General features: G+C 34.1%; 11 protein-coding genes and 3 pseudogenes. 11 read left to right on the plus strand and 3 right to left on the minus strand.

Annotation, left to right across the window (positions count from 1 at the left end; translation table 11 throughout):
* The first annotated feature begins 44 nt into the window (after positions 1-44).
* From tagF to tagH, 3 genes are all read left to right on the plus strand, one after another.
* Positions 45-2,213, plus strand: coding sequence for a teichoic acid poly(glycerol phosphate) polymerase (gene tagF, locus ACQVGS_RS03065; protein ID WP_491830918.1), 2,169 nt, complete (start codon positions 45-47; stop codon positions 2,211-2,213).
* Between the two features lie 166 nt (positions 2,214-2,379).
* A complete protein-coding gene (gene tagG / locus ACQVGS_RS03070) occupies positions 2,380-3,207 on the plus strand; it encodes a teichoic acids export ABC transporter permease subunit TagG (RefSeq protein ID WP_491830920.1) in 828 nt (275 codons plus the stop codon).
* Between the two features lie 19 nt (positions 3,208-3,226).
* A complete protein-coding gene (tagH, locus tag ACQVGS_RS03075; RefSeq protein WP_491830922.1) occupies positions 3,227-4,810 on the plus strand; it encodes a teichoic acids export ABC transporter ATP-binding subunit TagH in 1,584 nt (527 codons plus the stop codon).
* Between the two features lie 38 nt (positions 4,811-4,848).
* Here the strand turns inward: tagH and ACQVGS_RS03080 are convergent.
* Positions 4,849-5,478, minus strand: a pseudogene (locus tag ACQVGS_RS03080) (UTP--glucose-1-phosphate uridylyltransferase); the annotation flags it as partial.
* Between the two features lie 759 nt (positions 5,479-6,237).
* On the opposite strand from ACQVGS_RS03080, the pseudogene ACQVGS_RS03085 reads away from it, so the two are divergent.
* From ACQVGS_RS03085 to ACQVGS_RS03110, 6 genes and pseudogenes are all read left to right on the plus strand, one after another.
* Positions 6,238-7,439: pseudogene (locus ACQVGS_RS03085) on the plus strand (CDP-glycerol glycerophosphotransferase family protein).
* A complete protein-coding gene (locus ACQVGS_RS03090) occupies positions 7,421-8,767 on the plus strand; it encodes a glycosyltransferase family 2 protein (RefSeq protein WP_491830924.1) in 1,347 nt (448 codons plus the stop codon). The pseudogene ACQVGS_RS03085 and the gene ACQVGS_RS03090 overlap by 19 nt, the downstream one beginning before the upstream one ends.
* A 43-nt stretch (positions 8,768-8,810) precedes the next feature.
* Positions 8,811-11,495 carry a bifunctional glycosyltransferase/CDP-glycerol:glycerophosphate glycerophosphotransferase gene (locus ACQVGS_RS03095; RefSeq protein ID WP_257987413.1) on the plus strand — a complete coding sequence of 895 codons (2,685 nt, stop codon included), beginning with the start codon at positions 8,811-8,813 and terminating at the stop codon, positions 11,493-11,495.
* Positions 11,492-12,268, plus strand: a complete 777-nt coding sequence (locus tag ACQVGS_RS03100) for a DUF6270 domain-containing protein (protein WP_491830926.1) — start codon at positions 11,492-11,494, stop codon at positions 12,266-12,268. Before ACQVGS_RS03095 ends, ACQVGS_RS03100 begins: the two co-directional genes overlap by 4 nt.
* Positions 12,269-12,291: 23 nt before the next feature.
* Positions 12,292-14,322 (plus strand): DUF6270 domain-containing protein, encoded by a 2,031-nt coding sequence (locus tag ACQVGS_RS03105; protein ID WP_491830928.1) that lies wholly within the window; start codon positions 12,292-12,294, stop codon positions 14,320-14,322.
* Between the two features lie 179 nt (positions 14,323-14,501).
* Positions 14,502-14,978: pseudogene (locus ACQVGS_RS03110) on the plus strand (ABC transporter permease); the annotation flags it as partial.
* Between the two features lie 111 nt (positions 14,979-15,089).
* On the opposite strand, the gene galU reads toward ACQVGS_RS03110, so the two are convergent.
* Positions 15,090-15,968, minus strand: a complete 879-nt coding sequence (gene galU, locus ACQVGS_RS03115; protein ID WP_044159515.1) for a UTP--glucose-1-phosphate uridylyltransferase GalU — start codon at positions 15,966-15,968, stop codon at positions 15,090-15,092.
* Between the two features lie 249 nt (positions 15,969-16,217).
* On the opposite strand from galU, the gene wecB reads away from it, so the two are divergent.
* The gene (wecB, locus tag ACQVGS_RS03120; protein WP_491830931.1) at positions 16,218-17,360 is read left to right on the plus strand and encodes a non-hydrolyzing UDP-N-acetylglucosamine 2-epimerase; all 1,143 of its coding nucleotides are present in this window, start codon (positions 16,218-16,220) and stop codon (positions 17,358-17,360) included.
* Between the two features lie 40 nt (positions 17,361-17,400).
* On the opposite strand, the gene tagU is transcribed toward wecB, so the two are convergent.
* Positions 17,401-18,321: a polyisoprenyl-teichoic acid--peptidoglycan teichoic acid transferase TagU gene (gene tagU, locus ACQVGS_RS03125; protein WP_491830933.1), complete on the minus strand. Its 921-nt coding sequence runs from the start codon at positions 18,319-18,321 to the stop codon at positions 17,401-17,403.
* A 183-nt stretch (positions 18,322-18,504) separates the two neighbouring features.
* On the opposite strand from tagU, the gene lytA reads away from it, so the two are divergent.
* On the plus strand, positions 18,505-18,813 hold the full coding sequence (gene lytA, locus ACQVGS_RS03130) for an acidic lipoprotein LytA (RefSeq protein WP_101859858.1): 309 nt from the start codon (positions 18,505-18,507) through the stop codon (positions 18,811-18,813).
* Positions 18,814-18,828 lie beyond the last annotated feature (15 nt).

An 18,828-nucleotide genomic window follows, 5' to 3' on the forward strand; every position in this document is an offset into this window, starting at 1 on the left:
AGCAGTAAGGTAAGAGCTTTTATACAGAGGAGCAGACAATAGTAATGAGTGAAAATACTGTGATTAAATGTATTTTGAAAAGCTTGAAAAACAGATTAGGTAAACTGGAATTGTCGATTGTTATTGATACTGAACAACAACTTTTAGAGAATCAAGAATTATTTTTAAAGTTAAAAGAGAGACGTTCAGGTACAGAAGCTGAATTTATGCTTCAAAATACTGATTTATTGGAGTACAAAGCAGATATTGATGTTCATCTTTTGCCTATGCCGCTTGAAATGGGCCAAACGTATGACTTTTATGTAGTATTTGGCGAAAAAAACGAAGATACAGAACCGCAACAGCCGCAAGAAAAGCGTCTTTCTGCTGTAGTAGATACGGTTGAGCTTGCATTTCATATTGATCAAACAACCGAACTTTTGGTTTTACCATATAAAACTGATAAAGGCAATTTTTCAGTAAAGGTAAAAAGGGAAGCCAAAATTGTAAGGTTTGACGACATAGGGATTAATTCTGAAGAAATTACCCTAAAGGGTTATGCGGGTTATCTAAGTTCTGAAAATCAATATCAAATAAAAGACATGAATCTTATCATGAAAAAGGGCGGAGAAGCGCCGGTTGAGGAAAAGTTTCCATTGCAGCTTGAAAGAAAAATGCAAGGGATTGACCAAATCAGAGAAGACGGTTTTATGCCGCAATTATATCATTTTGAAGTGAAAATCCCTTTAAAAGAAATTCCTTTCTCCATCGAAAAACGTTTTGTTTACCGTTTATTTATGGAGTATGTATGTACTGATGAAGAAAAAACGGAAATTGTGTTTAACAGCACTGCTTTGGTTTTAGGGGACCGAAAAAATAAACTAAAAGGTTTAGTGAGCGTTGTGAAATCGGAAAACGGGCCGATTCGTTATGAGATTTTCAAGAAGAAAAAGAAACAAACTGTATGCATTAGAGTCAACGACTATAGCATGAACACAAGGATTAAGTACTTTGTTAAAGGCAAAAAGAAACGGTTTGTATCAAAAATCAAAAAACTAACAAAGTTGAGAAACAGGTTCATCACTAAAACTTACAAATCACTATTTATGATGGCCAGCAAGATGCCCGTTAAACGAAAAACAATTATTTTTGAAAGTTTTAACGGAAAACAATACAGTTGTAATCCGAGAGCAATTTATGAATATATGCGGGAAAACCATCCTGAGTACAAAATGTACTGGAGTGTAAACAAACAATATTCAGCTCCATTTGATGAAAAGAAAATTCCTTATATCAACCGACTTTCGATAAAATGGCTTTTTGCTATGGCGAGGGCGGAGTACTGGATTGTTAACAGCAGGCTTCCATTATGGATTCCAAAACCTGAACACACAACATATGTACAAACATGGCATGGAACGCCGTTAAAAAGACTGGCAATGGATATGGAAGAAGTGCATATGCCTGGAACAAATACAAAGAAATATAAGAGGAATTTTATAAGGGAAGCTTCTAATTGGGACTATTTAGTTTCCCCTAATGCATATTCATCTGAAATTTTTGCCCGGGCGTTTCAGTTTAACAAAACGATGATTGAGTCTGGTTATCCAAGAAATGATTTTCTTCATAATGATAATAATGAAGAAACAATATCAGCGATTAAAAGCAGATTGGACATTCCAAGTGATAAAAAAGTAATTTTATATGCCCCTACATGGAGAGATGATCAATTCTATGCAAAAGGACGCTATAAATTTGACCTTGATTTAGATTTGCATCAGCTTAGACAAGAACTTGGAAATGAATATATCGTTATTTTAAGAATGCATTATCTTGTAGCTGAGAATTTTGATTTGGGGCCTTATGAAGGTTTTGCGTTTGATTTTTCTGCTTATGAGGATATTCGTGAATTGTATATGATTTCTGATTTGCTGATTACTGATTATTCTTCTGTATTCTTTGATTATGCAAATTTAAAACGGCCAATGCTTTTCTTTGTACCTGATATTGAAACTTATCGTGATAAGCTGAGAGGTTTCTACTTTGATTTTGAAAAGGATGCACCGGGTCCATTAGTGAAAACAACTGAAGAAACCATTGAGGCTATTAAGGAAATTGCATCACCTGATTACGAATTACCAATTTCATTCGGACCTTTCTACGATAAGTTCTGTTACTTAGAATCAGGACGTTCATCTGAAAAAGTAGTAAATACTGTATTTAGAGCAGAATAAATTCTGGCATTTTTTAAGATCTGAAAGCTGTCGAAGTCTCGGCAGCTTTTTGACACTTATTGAGAAGTGAAAAAAAATGCAGGATCTGTTACAATTATCAGCGGTGCTTTCAATTTCTTAAACAGAAAGATTTCCAAAAATCAACTAAGTCTAAGGAAGATAAAAAATGAATGATTTATTGCGAATACTGAGAGAGCAAATAACGTCATGTCCTTTAATTTTAAGATTGGCGGCTTATGAAACGAAATCTAAATATCAAATGAATTACTTGGGTGTTCTTTGGCAGTTTTTAAACCCGCTTATCCAAATGCTTGCCTACTGGTTTGTATTTGGCATGGGAATTAGAAAAGGTGGGCCTGTCGCGACCGGAGCCGGTGAAGTGCCTTTTATTGTTTGGATGCTGGCAGGGTTAATTCCCTGGTTTTTTATCAGTCCAACTATACTTGATGGTTCAAACAGTGTATTTAAGCGGATTAAGATGGTAGCTAAAATGAATTTTCCGATTAGTTCTCTGCCTTCAGTGGCCATTGTTTCTAACTTATTTAGCTATTTTATTATGATGGTGATTTATATCATTGTACTGTTAGTTAACGGAATATATCCAAGTTTGCATTGGTTACAATATATTTACTACTTTATTTGCTTGATTGCCTTTATGTTTTCTTTTAGTTTGTTTAATTCAACAATCAGCGTGCTGGTAAGGGATTATCAGTTTTTACTTCAAGCTGTAACAAGGCTTTTGTTTTTCTTGTTACCAATTTTTTGGGATATCAATTCAAAACTCGGTCAGAATCATCCAGAATTATTACCTGTTTTGAAGCTGAATCCACTATTCTACATTATTGATGGGTTCCGCAACAGCTTCTTAGACGGCCAATGGTTTTTCCAAGATATGAAGTACACGCTGTATTTCTGGCTGATGACGTTCCTTTTATTGTTAGTAGGTTCTATCCTGCATATGAAATTCAGAGACAAGTTTGTTGACTTTCTTTAATACGTAAGGAGATTGTACGATGAAACTAAAAGTTTCGTTTCGAAATGTTTCAAAGCAGTATCATTTGTATAAAAAACAATCGGACAAGATTAAAGGATTGTTTTTTCCGGCTAAGGATAATGGTTTTTTTGCTGTGCGGAATGTCTCCTTTGACGTGTATGAGGGAGAAACAATCGGCTTTGTAGGGATAAACGGGTCGGGGAAATCGACCATGTCTAACCTGCTGGCTAAAATTATTCCGCCGACCAGCGGTGAAATTGAAATGAACGGCCAGCCGTCGCTGATTGCGATTGCGGCCGGTTTAAATAATCAATTAACGGGCCGGGACAATGTCCGGCTCAAGTGTTTGATGATGGGTCTAACAAATAAAGAAATTGATGACATGTATGACAGTATCGTTGAATTTGCGGAGATTGGCGATTTTATTAATCAGCCGGTTAAAAACTATTCCAGCGGGATGAAATCGCGTCTCGGTTTCGCGATTTCCGTTCATATTGATCCGGATATTTTAATTATTGATGAAGCGCTCTCCGTAGGAGACCAAACGTTTTATCAGAAATGTGTAGACAGAATTAATGAGTTTAAAAAACAAGGAAAAACCATTTTCTTTGTCAGCCATTCCATCGGCCAGATTGAGAAAATGTGTGACCGCGTTGCTTGGATGCATTACGGCGAACTTCGGATGTTTGATGATACAAAAACCGTTGTGAAAGAGTACAAAGCATTTATTGACTGGTTTAATAAGCTCTCGAAAAAAGAAAAAGAAACATATAAAAAAGAGCAGACGGAAGAGCGCAAGAAAGAAGATCCTGAAGCCTTTGCCCGTTTCCGCAAAAAGAAGAAAAAGCCAAAATCACTGGCTAATGCTATTCAAATTGCTATTTTGTCTATTCTGACAGTCTTCATGGCGGGAACGATGTTCTTTAATGCCCCGCTTCGTACAATTGCTTCGTTTGGCGCGATTCCGCAAAATGAAGTGAAGAAGCATCATGGCGATGCAAAGGGCAAGACAGAGGAACAATTAACTGCAGTCAATAAGCAAGGCTTTATAGCAGATGAAAAAGTGACTGTTTATAAGGACCAGGATTTGAAACAGAAAGCTGACGTTACACTGCCATTCGGTACCGAGGTGACGGTAGCTGCAAAAGGCAAAAAAGCAGCGAAAATAAAGCTCGATGGGAAGTCTTATTTTGTTAAACAGAGCGCTGTTGCAATAAACGTGAAACATGCTGAATTGCAGGCTGCGGCCTTTACGCCTTATGTTCCGCAAACAGCAGCGGCTTCCTATGAATACTTCCTGAAATTCCTGGGAGACAGCAGCGGCAGCATTCAATCGAAATTGAATGGATATACTGAAGGAGATACAACTGACGGCAGAAAAACGCTGGATTTTGATTATGAAAAAATCAGCTATGTGCTGGAGAATGATAAAGCATCAGAGCTTATCTTTCACAACATTTCTCCCGTTACTCCGGCGTCACTATCTTTAAGTGACAGCGATGTATTGTATGACAGCAGCAAGAATCGTTTTCTTGTAAATACAGCTAATCTGGTTTTTGCAGTTGATAATGAAGAGCATACACTGACCTTGATGTCGAAATAAAAAAAGGCTATTGGATAAATGTCCAATAGCCTTTTTGTTTAGATTTCTTCTTTGTTTAGTAAACCTTCCATAAATGGAACGAGCTGCTCGCGAAGCTCTTTATCCTGCATCGCAAACTCAAGAGTTGTTGTGATAAAGCCGAGCTTTTCACCAACATCATAACGCTTGCCTTCAAATCGATTTCATTCAGTTTTTGGATGGCGTCTGTCAGCTGAATTTCACCGCCGGCCCAAACCTACTGCTCCTCTAAGTTCATGAAGATCTCAGGTGTATACGTAACGGCCTAAGATGGCAAGGTTAGAAGGTGCTGTGCCTTTTGGCGGTGTTTCTCAACGAAGTTTTTCACCTGGTAACGGGCGCCCGTCACTTGTCAGCGAGTCGATAATACCGTAGCAGTGTGTTTCTTCCTCAGGCACTTGCTGAACAACGATAATAGAAGAAAGTGTTTTTTCATATTCATCCATTAATTGCGCAACCCTGGTGTTTCAGCCTCAACAATATCGTCTCCAAGCAAGGACTGCGAACGGCTCATTGCCGATAAAGTTGCGCCTGCACCAGACAGCGTGTCCGAGTCCTTTAGGCTCTTTTTGGCGGATATAGTGAATGTCGGCTAGATTAGAAGCTTTTTTCACTTCAAGAAGTTCGGTTTTTCCTTTATCTAATTGATTAATGGGTTTCGTTTGCATCGTATCAACCCTTCTTTTCATCTATATGCCTATAAAAAACACGTCTCATGTGTATAAATTAATTAAAGCCTCTTAGCCTAAAAACATTTTACTTTATCGTACCGCAAAAATCTTTAGGAATTTTTAACTTTCACATTACAATTCCTTCACGTTTTGACGATGAATTAATATGAGGAGGGCGTACAAAATAAAGTAAGCTGTAAGAAAGAAAATCGTTTCACTTAAAAACGCGACAAAAGAATCGATTCTTCTGAAATAGAAAACTTGTTATAATGAATATAGATAAGACATCATAACTATAAAAAATATACATCAATACAAAAATGATACCAAAAAATGCTGTTGATTAACATTTTTAAAGAGCCTTAACTTTTATAGGAACTTATGCTATTATTGTTCATTATTAATGGTAGAAATGATAAACAATCCTGTTAAGGTTTTTGTTTTTTTCGGGTACTCTCAGTTGAAAAATGGTTGGAAGGTGAGGTTATCTAATGAAGAAAGTGATAACGTACGAAACATTTGATTTATTTCGCTAGTGACATATGAAGCTGCTGGAAAGTTTACCTTCCAAGAACACAAGGCATTTCAACTACCCAAAAAAAAGACATGGCTAGGGTTTATAGAAGCACTAACTAAAAGAGGCTTGAATTATTCAGTTGCTTCTTTTTTTCTTGTTTGCTGAGATAAGGATTTAATTGTTTGATATATAAGGAGTCTAGTATGAAATCAAAGATTTTAATGAAATATAGAAGTCTGTTGGTTAGAGTATACTCAATTATTTTTAGAATAATTGGGCTTTTTTCCAGAAACGAAAAATTACTCATCTTCGAATACTATTCAGGCAAACAATTCAGCTGTAATCCAAGAGCAATTTTCGAGTATCTTGAGGAAAATAAGAATAAGTATGAATATCGATTAATCTGGAGTATAGATAAAAGAAACAAAGATTTATTTGATGATTTACAGGAGAAAAATTTTAAAAAAATCTCTCTCAAATGGCTGTTGTATTTGGATACAGCGAAATATTGGATAACAAACAGCTGCTTGCCACTATGGGTCCCAAAACTGAGAAACACTACATATGTGCAGACTTGGTACGGAACTCCCCTAAAAAAACTTGCAAATGACATGGACGAAGTACAAATGCCCGGCACGACCGAGCAATATAAAAGAAACTTCCTTATAGAAGCCAGTAAATGGGATTATCTCATTTCCCCTAATGCTTACTCTACGGAATTTTTAGAAATGAGTTTCAGCTTAAAAAGATTTTTATTGAATCGGGCTATCCGAGAAACGATTTTTTATATAAAGAAAATAGAAATGAAGAAATGCTGAAAATAAAAGAAAGATTAGGTATAAATAAAGAAAAGAAAATTTTCTTATATGCACCTACTTGGAGAGATAACTCATTTTATGCTAAAGGTAAATATAAATTTAATATGGTTTTGGATTTAGAAAGTCTTAAAAACCAATTAAGTAATGAATATATTGCTATTTTAAGGATGCACTATCTTGTACCTAAAAACATTAACTTAACTGTATACAAGGGTTTTGCCCATGATTTTTCTGATCATTATGATATTAGAGAATTATACTTAATATCAGATATATTAATAACAGACTATTCTTCAGTATTTTTTTATTATGCCGGTTTAAAAAGGCATTATGTTCCCGATATTAAATTTTATAGAGATAAACTAAGAGTTTTTATGATGATTTTAAAAAGTGTGCTCCCGGGACTTCTTTATAAAACAACAGGAAAAGTAATTGAACCCATACACAAAACAAAAGACTTAAACAGGATGAAAGCATTACTTTATTTTACGATCAATTTTGTTATTTGGAAAAAGGTGATTGATCTAAAACAGTTGTGGAAGAACTACTCGGATAAAAAACTTATTATTTTAAAGGAGCACTTGAGATGTTGTTTTCAATTGTAATGCCTGTTTATAATTCGGGATTATATATAAGAGAGGCTATTGACAGTATTATTGATCAGACAATTAATTTTGAAAAAAACATAGAAATAATATTGGTTGAAAATAATAGCATTGATAATTCAAAAAACATATGTAAAGAATACGCAACTGCCTATCCGAATAATATTAAAATTATTTATCAAGATGAACCGAATGTCAGTATGGCAAGAAATAATGGATTAAAAGCTTGTGGAAATAGTGAATATATAGGCTTCTTAGATTCTGACGACAAATTCTCACTAAATGCTATTGCTGAGGTATTAAAGTTTTTTAAAAAGCATACCGATATTAATTTAGCAGTGCTACCCCTATTTTTCTTCGATAATAAAAATGGAGAACACTCACTTAATTATAGATTTAAAAGTGGTAAAAGCATTGTAAATATAACTGATAACTACACCGCTATTCATTATCACATAGGTGGAACATTTTTTCGAAAAAAAGCAATAGAACGTCTTGGTCTTGCTTTTAATGAAAAAATGGATTTTTGGGAAGATGTTTTATTTATTAATACGTTTTTAATTAAAGAACAAAAATATGGCCTTATCCCTGCCGCTAAATATTTCTATAGAAAAAGAAAAAATGAGGATTCTCTAGTAGACACTTCGTGGTCTAAAAAAAACAGGTATACTTTTCTACTTACAAATGGATATGGTGAGATGGTTAAAAGATCATTAGAAGAGTACAACGAAGTTATACCTTATGTTCAATGTTTAATTCTTAATCATTTAAAATTATTTATTTTTCAAAAAAACAATAACCTAGTTTATAAAATGTTAAATGATATAGAACAGAGTGAATTTTTTGAGGAATTATATCACATTTTGAAATATATAGATGAAAAGTTAATTGTAAAACAAAACATGAAAACATATTTAAAAGAGTATCTCATTTCATTTAAACGATGGGGTTATCCTGTCAATAGACTTATTCGATTAGGGAAACTTGAAAACGAAAAAATCGTTATTACTTCCTGGAAAGTCAGCAAATTTTCAATTGAGCTAATTGTAAGTTTGAGTAATGAAGAGTCTGTGATTAACGGTAAAAATAATGTTTATGTTTCTTATGGAAGAAAATTGAGAAAAGCAAAATTAATAAACCAGCAAGAACAAAAGAACATTGTTATTTGGGGAACTACCGTTAGGGATAGAAAATATTCTTCATATCAATTAAAACTTCCGATAGGAGTTACTTTTTTTAGGTTTATTGTTGAAAAAGACAACAATTTAATTGATCTTCAAAAAGTTAATGTTTTAACTAGAATATTTCAGAAGTTGATTAGAATCTAATAATCTTGGTAAAAAGAAATAATTTAAAGGAGATTGAAAAAACTTGGAACAAAAGAACTTTTTCTTTTCTATTATAATGGCAATTTACAACGTTGAAGAATTTTTAGATGAAGCAATAACAAGCATAATTGATCAGGCGCTTGATTTTGAGCATCATATACAGTTGATTTTAGTGAATGACGGAAGTGTTGATGCTTCCGGTGAAATTTGCTTAAAGTATAAAGAAAAGTATCCAGACAATATAGTTTTTATCGATAAGGAGAATGGCGGAGCGAGTAGTGCGCGTAATGAAGGTTTAAGATGTGCCAAAGGGAAGTATATTAATTTTCTAGACCCGGATGATACATTATCTCCTTCAACTCTTTTGAAAGTATATGATTTTTTCGAAAAGAACTATTCTAAAGTTGATGTAGTCTCCATTCCAATGATGATGTTTGGAAAAACAAGTGGCCCACATTTATTAAATTATAAATTTGACAGGACTAGGCTAGTTCATACATTGAAAGAACATACGGGGATTCAGTTATCAGCACCTAGTTCATTCGTAAAAAAAGAAGTAGTTAAAAATCATTTTTTTAATGAAGATATGGCCTATGCTGAAGATAGTGAATGGCTGACTAAAATTATTTTGAAACGTCAAGTTTACGGAATTGTAAAAGAAGGGCAATATAATTATCGACGAAGAGAAGATGCATCGTCCGCAACTCAAACAGGAAAAAACGACAAAAAATGGTATACGGATTACTTGAAGAATTTTTCTCGAGAATTAATTAACCATAGTATTACGACATTAGGGTACGTTCCAAAATATATTCAGTATATGATTGCCTATGACTTGCAGTGGAGAATTAATATAGAAGACAGAAGTGATGTTTTAACTGATAATGAAGTTGAAGAGTTTTTTGACTTGTTAGAAAGAATACTCGCATTTATAGATGACGATATAATTTTTGAACAAAAATCTCTCAACTTGCATAGAAAATACTTTTTAATCAAATTGAAATATCGGAATCAAAAAAATGTATTCAAAAAAATCTTTTTGAATCGTAATGTAAATTTATATTTTAAAGACAAATTAATTAATTCTATGAGATATGAAGATTTAACGATGGAGTTATTAAACATTGAAAAGGGAATTTTAACCCTTGAAGGTAATTTCGGTTCATTATTTGATGCTGCTGAATTAGAAGTGAAAGCATGTGTCAATGACAAAATGTATCATGCTGAAAAAATTGATAGAACAGTGCACAATTTATATTGCCTAAATAAGCCAGTTAAAGAGTACTTAGGCTTTAAAGTAGATATCCCTGTTGATCATCTTCAAAACAACTCAAATATTGAAATGATGATTTCATCAAATGGCAAACTAATAAAAGTGAAAATCAACTTTGGACGGTTATTCCCGCTGGATAAACATATAGTCGACTTCTATACCAAAAATGGTATAGGAATTTATTTCGATCATGAACTTAATAATTTAGTTGTCTTAAAAGATAAAAATCAAATTATGAAAGCAAAAGAAAAGCGGGCACAAAGACGTTTTAAGACTTTTAATAAAGTAGGCGCTGAGAAAGCATCAAATGTAAGAAAAATTATGGAACACCTCCATAAAATAAAGAAAAATAAAAGAATATGGCTTTTTATGGATAGGATCAACAAAGCAGATGATAATGCAGAAGCATTATTTGAATATGCAATGCAGCAGAAAGACGGTATCAAAAAATATTTTATTATCAGTAAAGATAGTCCGGATTATAATAGGCTGAAAAAAATAGGACCGGTTGTTGCATATGGTTCACCTAAACATAAGTTTTTGCATTTACTTGCTGATGAAATAATATCTTCCCATGCAGATGATTATGTAGTAAATCCATTTGTTAATATGAGAAAATATTATAAAGATTTATTTAAATTCAACTTTATTTTTCTTCAGCATGGAATTACAAAAGATGATATTTCCGGATGGCTTAATAAGTATAAGAAAAATATAAGACTATTTATAACTGCCGCTCAACCGGAGTATGAGTCAATAATTAACGGTCATTATAATTATACAAAGAGAGAAGTAATTTTAACTGGATTTCCTAGGTTCGATAAGCTTGTTAATCATAATCACAAAAAGATATTAATTATGCCAACATGGAGAAATCACTTAGTGGGAAAAATAAATCCGCAAACAGGTAAAAGAGATTATTCACCCCTCTTTAAAAACTCAGTTTATTTTAATGAGCTTAATAATCTATTAAATGATACTAAACTTATTAAAGCTGCTAGTGAAAAAGGATACGAGATAGTATTCTTCCCACATCCGAATATTGTTCAGCAGTTGAAGGATTTCAATAAAAATAGTTCAGTGAGAATAGCAGATATAAATGAAAGTTATCGAAATCATTTTAATAATAGTGCTGTTTTAGTTACAGATTACTCGTCTGTTGCATTTGACTTTGCTTACCTTAAAAAACCTGTTTTTTACTTCCAATACGAAAAAAACCATTTAGAAAAAGGTTATTTTGATTACAATTCTATGGGCTTTGGAGATGTTGTTACTGATAAAGATACATTGGTTGATAAGTTGATAAATTGTATGGAGAATAATTGTCTAATGGATACCAAATATATAAACAGGGTTAATCAATTTTATAAATACACGGATAAAGAAAACTGTAAACGTGTTTATCAACAAATTGTTAGCTTAGGAACTAATAATAAAGAGGGAATAAAGAAATGAAAAAAGTAGCTGTTTACGGTAGTTGTGTAACACGTGATAACTTTAACTCTCAATTTAATGCTGATTACAAACATTATTTCGATTGTGTATTAACACAAAACCAAACGTCCATTATTTCAACAATGAGTAAACCTAACTACATCGTACTTGAAAACGAGAACATGTCGAATCATGAATTAAACACCTTAAAGACTGATTTTGAGAATAGCTTTTTAAATGAAATTAAATCTGTTCAACCAGACATATTGATTTTGGACTTTTTTGCAGATGTTCATTTTGGATATGTGGAAATATCGGATAATCAGTACGTTACAAATAACAGATGGACACTTCCTAAAACAAATTACTACAAGCTTTCGATTCAAAATAAAAAACAAAGTTTTAATATAGATGATCATTTAGAAAATTATTATGCTCTATGGAAAAAAAAATTCAATCTTTTCTATAACTACGTAAGATTAAATTGTCCAGAAGTTAAAATAATCTTAAATAGTGCAAGAAACGTTCATCACTTTTTTGATAAAGAAGAGCAGAAAAAATTGCTTATTGATGGAGGAAACATCAAGGTAATTGATGTTGATTATTATAATAAGGTTTGGAGTAAATTTGACGCATATGTATTAGACAGCTTCAGTGACGTAGAGGCAATAGATTTATTTAAGAATAAAATTTATAATTCCTTTGAAAACCATCCATGGGGTAAATTTTATGTGCATTATACATTGGATTATTACACTGATTTTTTGGACCAGTTAAAAAAACTCAGTCTATAAGAACTTTATGCGGAGGATTGAACGTGAAAATCGAGATAATGAATATATCTGTAAATCCTAAAAATGATGGATGGATAATTTTTGGGCATACGAATAGAATCGAGGAATTTAAGGGGCTGGCTCTTAAATTAAAGACTAATAACATAGCCTTTGAACAGCCTATTCAGCTAAATTTGCCTTATTCTTATATGCATGAGGAAGGTTATTTCTTATGTGAAGTAAAATTTACTCAAATAATAAAATCGAAAAAACTTTCTTTCTCTAATGATTGGGAATTGAAAGTATTAAACCAAGATGCTCAATTACTAATTTACTGTCTCGATGGTCAACACAAACTAAAAATAAAGCTACCAGATTCTTTGTATTTTGGAGTCTTGTCTTTAGTGAATAATAAATTAGTCATTACAGTACAGCCTGACAATGCAAAATTTAGCATATATAGTATTGAAAAGGGGAATTCTACTGACGAATTCAAATTAAAATTTGAATTAAATGGAGAGAAACATAAATTATTTGAAACCAATGATTTATTATTTGTTCTTTCACGCAGACCTCATGGAACCCTTTGGCAGTTTCATGAAGAACAAATAGAACTTGGAAAGCTTTCTCAAGTTGATGACCACTTAGAGGTTGACCTTGATTTATATAATCTTCCGGCTAATATCATTGTTGACGATTCGAACATTTGGGATTTCTATATCAAATTAGACAATAATTCTGAATCTATTTTAATTTCTTGTTTAGTTGATCAAGATTTGCCAAGTTCTCTTGATAAATTAAGTGCATTAAGAAATCATCCATTTCATTATGTCAAATTAAATAAAACAGGAAGTAACACTTTATCTCTTCACACATATCGAAAAGATACAAATATTGCCCAACTAACCTCATTTGAAGAAAATGATAATCTTGTGAAACTTTATATTAAGATAAATACTCATATAAATTCACAATGTAAAGTAGTCTTTAGAAAAAGAGAGAAAAAAGGAAATGGTTTTGAATATTATTTTTCTCAAGAATACAGTCTTATAAATAACGGTGATCATTTCATTTGTGAGATAAACAAAAGAAATTTGTTAAACTTGCTAAGAAAAGATCATGCGAGTGTATGGGACGTGTTTATTTTAATTGATAGTAGTGACTATGTTTATATTAGCTGCAATGAAAATATTGAGACTGATTATTTTAATATAGCTGATGGATATAAAGTGAAGTTTTTCAAAAATGGTGGAAATAGATTATCTGTGTATATGCTCTTTGATTCAAACAAAGATGCAGATACGCTTAATATAGCTGTTTTAGGTACTTGTTTCAGCAGAAATGCATTCAATTCGTCAGCTTTTTTTAACCCTGATTACAAAAAGTTTTATCAGTGTTGTTATACCCAATTCCATTCATCAGTCATTAGTTTGATGTCTGATCCTGTTGATGTAGATTTTAATCAATTTAATGATATTAAAGAAAGTGATCGGCCATGGGTGGAAACAGATTTTAAAAAGGACTTCTTTATAAAGTTGAAAGAAGCAAAACCGGATTACATTATTATTGACCTTTATTGCGATGCGAGTAAGCCGGTCATTAGAACTCAAGAAAATAATTATGTGACTTGCAACTATTTTATAGAAGCTAGTAAGTTTTTATCAAATTGGAGTGATGCACATATTATAAATCATCATGAAAACCATAAGTATTTTGAACTTTGGCAAGAAAATGTTGGTGAATTTCTCGAGAAACTAAAAACCATTATTCCTGAGGATAAAATTATATTGAATAAGGGAAGATTTACTGAAACATATTATGGGTTGGATGGTAAAATAAAAACATTTGATGATATTCCAATGATAAGAAGAAATAATTATTTTTGGGATAAATTAGATAATTATTTCCTGTCTATTGCTCCTTCAGCAAAAGTTATAGATTTGACTGATACAAAGTTTATAGGGGATGAAAGATATCCTTATGGTTTATCTTATTCTCATTATGAGTCAGATTATTATAAAGAATTTTTGAACAGATTATTAAAAATTACATCGGAAGATCAAATAAAAAATTAATTACATGAATAGTTCTAAAATAAGGTTGTTATTGTTTTATCTTTTTTAGAACTATTCTTTTTATATTGACTGAATCTTGGATTTTTCTAAGTTGACTAGTGGCTATGCCGACTATTACATGAAAAATGATTGAATATCTGTTACAATATTCACCGGTGTTTTCAAATTTCTTTAACCGAAAGATAAATTATCATGGTGTGTTATGGCAGTTTTTAAATCCTCTTATTCTAACTGGCGTACTGGTTTGTATTTGGAATACGCAACAGCAAGCCGGTCATAACAGGTATCGGAGAAGTGCCTTTTATTGTTTGGATGCTGGCTGGTTTGATTCCATGGTTTTTTATTAGTCCGACGATTCTTGATGGATCAAATAGTGTGTTTAATCGGATCAATATGGTTGCGAAAATGAATTTTCCGATCAGTTCGCTGCCTTCTGTCGTGATTGCTTCAAATTTATTTAGTTATTTTGTAATGATGGGTGTTTATGTCATTGTCCTTTTAACAAGCGGTATTTACCCTAACTTGCATTGGATACAATATATTTACTATTTGAGTCTGCATGATTGTATTTATGTTTTCATTTAGTCACTGTGCTAGTCAGAGATTATCAATTTCTGCTGCAGGCCGTAACCAGAATATTTTACTTATTCTTCCTATTTTTAGAATGTTGCTGATCAGGTTTTTGCAGTTGATAATGAAGAGCATACACTGACCTTGATGTCGAAACAAAAAAAGGCTATTGGATAAATGTCCAATAGCCTTTTTGTTTAGATTTCTTCTTTGTTTAATAAGTTTTCCATGAACGGAACGAGCTGTCCGCGGAGTTCTTTATCCTGCATCGCAAACTCAAGAGTGGTTGTGATAAAGCCGAGCTTTTCACCAACATCATAGCGCTTGCCTTCAAAATCGTAAGCAAACACTCTTTGAATTTCATTCAGCTTTTGAATGGCGTCTGTCAGCTGAATTTCTCCGCCTGCGCCAACCTGCTGCTCCTCTAAGTACATAAAGATCTCAGGCGTAAATACGTAACGGCCTAAGATAGCAAGGTTAGAAGGTGCTGTGCCTTTAGACGGCTTCTCAACAAAGTTTTTCACCTGGTAACGGCGGCCTTCACTTGTAAGCGGATCGATAATACCGTAGCGGTGAGTTTCTTCTTCAGGCACTTGCTGAACACCTATAATAGAAGAAAGTGTCCTTTCATACTCATCCATTAACTGGCGCAATCCTGGTTTTTCCGCCTGAACAATATCGTCTCCAAGCAGAACCGCAAAAGGTTCATCGCCGATAAAGTTACGCGCGCACCACACAGCATGTCCAAGTCCTTTAGGCTCTTTTTGGCGGATGTAGTGGATGTCAGCCAGATTGGAAGATTTTTTCACTTTTTCAAGGAGTTCAATCTTTCCTTTTTCCTCAAGGTTTCTTTCAAGCTCAGGAGAGTAATCAAAATGATCCTCGATCGCACGCTTGCTTTTACCTGTTACAATAATAATGTCCTCAATACCGGACTCAACAGCTTCTTCAATTATGTATTGAATGGTTGGCTTATCTACGATAGGAAGCATTTCTTTCGGCATTGCCTTCGTAGCCGGGAGAAAACGCGTTCCTAGTCCTGCTGCTGGAATTATCGCTTTACGTACTTTTTTCATTTAAAGGCACCTTCCTTATTAACGAAAATATTTATGGCTAAAACTATTTTCTATTTACCCTGTTCATTGTGTTTTCACACATTTTTTATGATATAGGATAAACCAATTTTAAACAAGTTTTATCCTTAAGTTCCCTAGCAATAAAGTTCACTTGACCATGAATAAGTGAATAGAAAATGATTTAAAATGAAACAAATTCATGTAGAATAAGGGGTATGATTTTATTTTTGCAGAAACCAGGTGACAATTATGAAAAAACTAAAAATCATGACCGTCTTCGGAACCAGGCCGGAAGCGATAAAGATGGCGCCGCTCGTGCTTGAATTAAAAAAATACCCTGAAATAGAGTCCTATGTAACGGTGACTGCCCAGCACAGACAAATGCTGGATCAGGTGCTTGAAGCGTTTCGGATTAAGCCTGATTTCGATTTGAACATTATGAAGGAGCGGCAGACGCTGGCAGAAATTACGTCAAATGCACTTGTGAAATTGGACGAGCTGTTTAAAGACATCGAGCCTGATATTGTGCTTGTCCACGGTGATACGACGACGACATTTGCCGGAAGCCTTGCCGCGTTTTATCATCAAATTGCTGTCGGGCATGTGGAGGCCGGTCTTCGCACAGGCAATAAATATTCTCCGTTTCCGGAAGAGCTCAACCGACAAATGACCGGTGCTATTGCTGATTTGCATTTTGCACCGACAGGACAGGCAAGAGACAACTTGTTAAAAGAAAACAAAAAGGCCGATTCTATTTTTGTAACGGGCAATACAGCGATTGACGCGCTTCGCACAACAGTTAGGGAAGGTTATTCACACCCTGTCCTTGACCAGGTTGGTGAGGATAAGATGATTTTGCTGACCGCTCATCGCCGTGAAAACTTAGGTGAGCCGATGGAAAACATGTTTAAGGCCATCCGCAGAATTGTAGAGGAATATAATGATGTACAGGTTGTTTACCCTGTGCACCTTAACCCTGTTGTCCGGGAAGCGGCTCAAAAGCATTTTGGCGACTCTGACAGAGTGCATCTGATTGAGCCTTTAGAAGTGATTGACTTCCATAACTTTGCGGCAAAATCCCATTTCATTTTGACTGATTCCGGCGGAGTGCAGGAAGAAGCGCCATCGCTCGGGAAACCGGTTCTTGTGCTTCGTGATACGACGGAGCGCCCTGAAGGAGTGGAAGCAGGGACGCTTAAACTTGCAGGGACAAATGAGGAGAACATTTATCAGCTTGCAAAAGAGCTCTTAACTGACGCCGATGAGTATCAGAAAATGTCCTATGCTTCAAATCCGTATGGTGATGGACAGGCTTCCCGCCGGATTGTAGAGGAATTGCTGTTTCACTACGAATATCGGAATGAACATCCGGACTCTTTTACGGGTAAATAAAAAAGAAGCTTTGCACATAGGTGCGAAGCTTCTTTTTGTTTTAGCTTTCTAAGCTTTCTTTCAGTTCATTTGTGATGTCAGCTAGCTCGCTCTCATCTGCTTTATAGTAATAGACGTCATTGATTCTTGTGCCTTCGCCTTTCAGTTCGTGCTGCTTGATATGTTTTCGGGCGCCTTTGTAATCGGACTGGATATCCCACATATTATCAAACGTCAAATTGGTTTTCACATTATTTTCAACGACCCTAAACATATCTCCAAACTTTGTAACGGAAGAAATATTTGCCCCTTTGTTAATGATTCCTTCGATCACTTGGCGCTGACGGTCCTGACGTCCGAAATCTCCTCTTGGATCTTCTTTTCTCATTCGTGTATACGCTAATGCTTCTTTTCCGTTCAGTGTGATTTCTCCTTTGCCGAATGAATAACCGTCATAGCTGAACGCAAATGTGCTGTTAACTGTGATGCCGCCGAGTGTATCAACCACGTCTCTAAAGCTTTCCATGTTGACTTTTACAAAATAATCGACCGGAACATCGAGGAAGTTTTCAACCGTGTCAACTGTCATTTGTGTACCGCCATATGCGTAAGAATGGTTGATTTTATCCATCGTGCCTTTTCCGATAATTTTTGTATACGTATCACGGGGAATACTGACCATATCTGTGGTGTTCGTTTTTGGGTTAACGGTCATATAAATGAGTGTATCGGCGCGTCCTTTATCGCCGGAACGTTCATCCACCCCCATAATTAAAACAGAAAACGGGTCTTTTTTATTGATATTAACCTCTGTATCCCTCTTTTTGGATTTATCAATACTTTCATGAATACTTGCCACAGTTGAAGCGGCTTTATGCCATAAGTAGTATGCATAACCGCCTGTCCCTAACACAAGGATTCCAATAATGGTTAATATCGTCAGTAATAAAGTTTTTTTCTTTTTTCTGCGTTTACTTCTCATTCTTTGCACCCCATCTGTTCAGTTAATTTGATTATGATTGAAATTTCCAGTAAATACAACTCTTTTTAATAGAAGAAACAAAATCCTATAATAGTCGATTTTTATAAAAAAAAGTTTCACTGTATCTTAATTTTTCTTTAAAATATTAAATGACTGACGATAAAACATAATGAGGTGAGAAAAATGAAAAAATTGATTGGTTTAATGTTCTTTATACTGCTCCTTGCAGGTTGCGGGGCTGATAATCAAAAGAGCCAAGGTGAAGATGTGTCAACAGACAGTAATATCGAAATGAAAGAAGGCGTTTATGTAGGCTTAGCAGATACCCACACAATTGAAGTAACTGTTGATAACGAGCCAGTTGTTCTTGATATTACTGAAGAATCAACAAGTGAGCTTGAAAAATTCAATAATGGCGATAAAGTTACGGTGAAATATGAAGAAAATGGCGAGGGTCAACTTCTGTTAAAAGATATTGAACGTACCAACTAAGATATGAGGAGGAAA

The sequence above is a fragment of the Bacillus sp. SD127 genome (genome assembly GCF_058566445.1).

Excerpts from the sequence above, each read along its gene's own strand:
- tagF (WP_491830918.1), top strand. The coding sequence starts at position 45 with ATGAGTGAAAATACTGTGATTAAATGTATTTTGAAAAGCTTGAAAAAC.
- tagG (WP_491830920.1), top strand. The coding sequence starts at position 2,380 with ATGAATGATTTATTGCGAATACTGAGAGAGCAAATAACGTCATGTCCT.
- tagH (WP_491830922.1), top strand. The coding sequence starts at position 3,227 with ATGAAACTAAAAGTTTCGTTTCGAAATGTTTCAAAGCAGTATCATTTG.
- ACQVGS_RS03090 (WP_491830924.1), top strand. The coding sequence starts at position 7,421 with ATGTTGTTTTCAATTGTAATGCCTGTTTATAATTCGGGATTATATATA.
- ACQVGS_RS03100 (WP_491830926.1), top strand. The coding sequence starts at position 11,492 with ATGAAAAAAGTAGCTGTTTACGGTAGTTGTGTAACACGTGATAACTTT.
- galU (WP_044159515.1), bottom strand. The coding sequence starts at position 15,968 with ATGAAAAAAGTACGTAAAGCGATAATTCCAGCAGCAGGACTAGGAACG.
- wecB (WP_491830931.1), top strand. The coding sequence starts at position 16,218 with ATGAAAAAACTAAAAATCATGACCGTCTTCGGAACCAGGCCGGAAGCG.
- tagU (WP_491830933.1), bottom strand. The coding sequence starts at position 18,321 with ATGAGAAGTAAACGCAGAAAAAAGAAAAAAACTTTATTACTGACGATA.
- lytA (WP_101859858.1), top strand. The coding sequence starts at position 18,505 with ATGAAAAAATTGATTGGTTTAATGTTCTTTATACTGCTCCTTGCAGGT.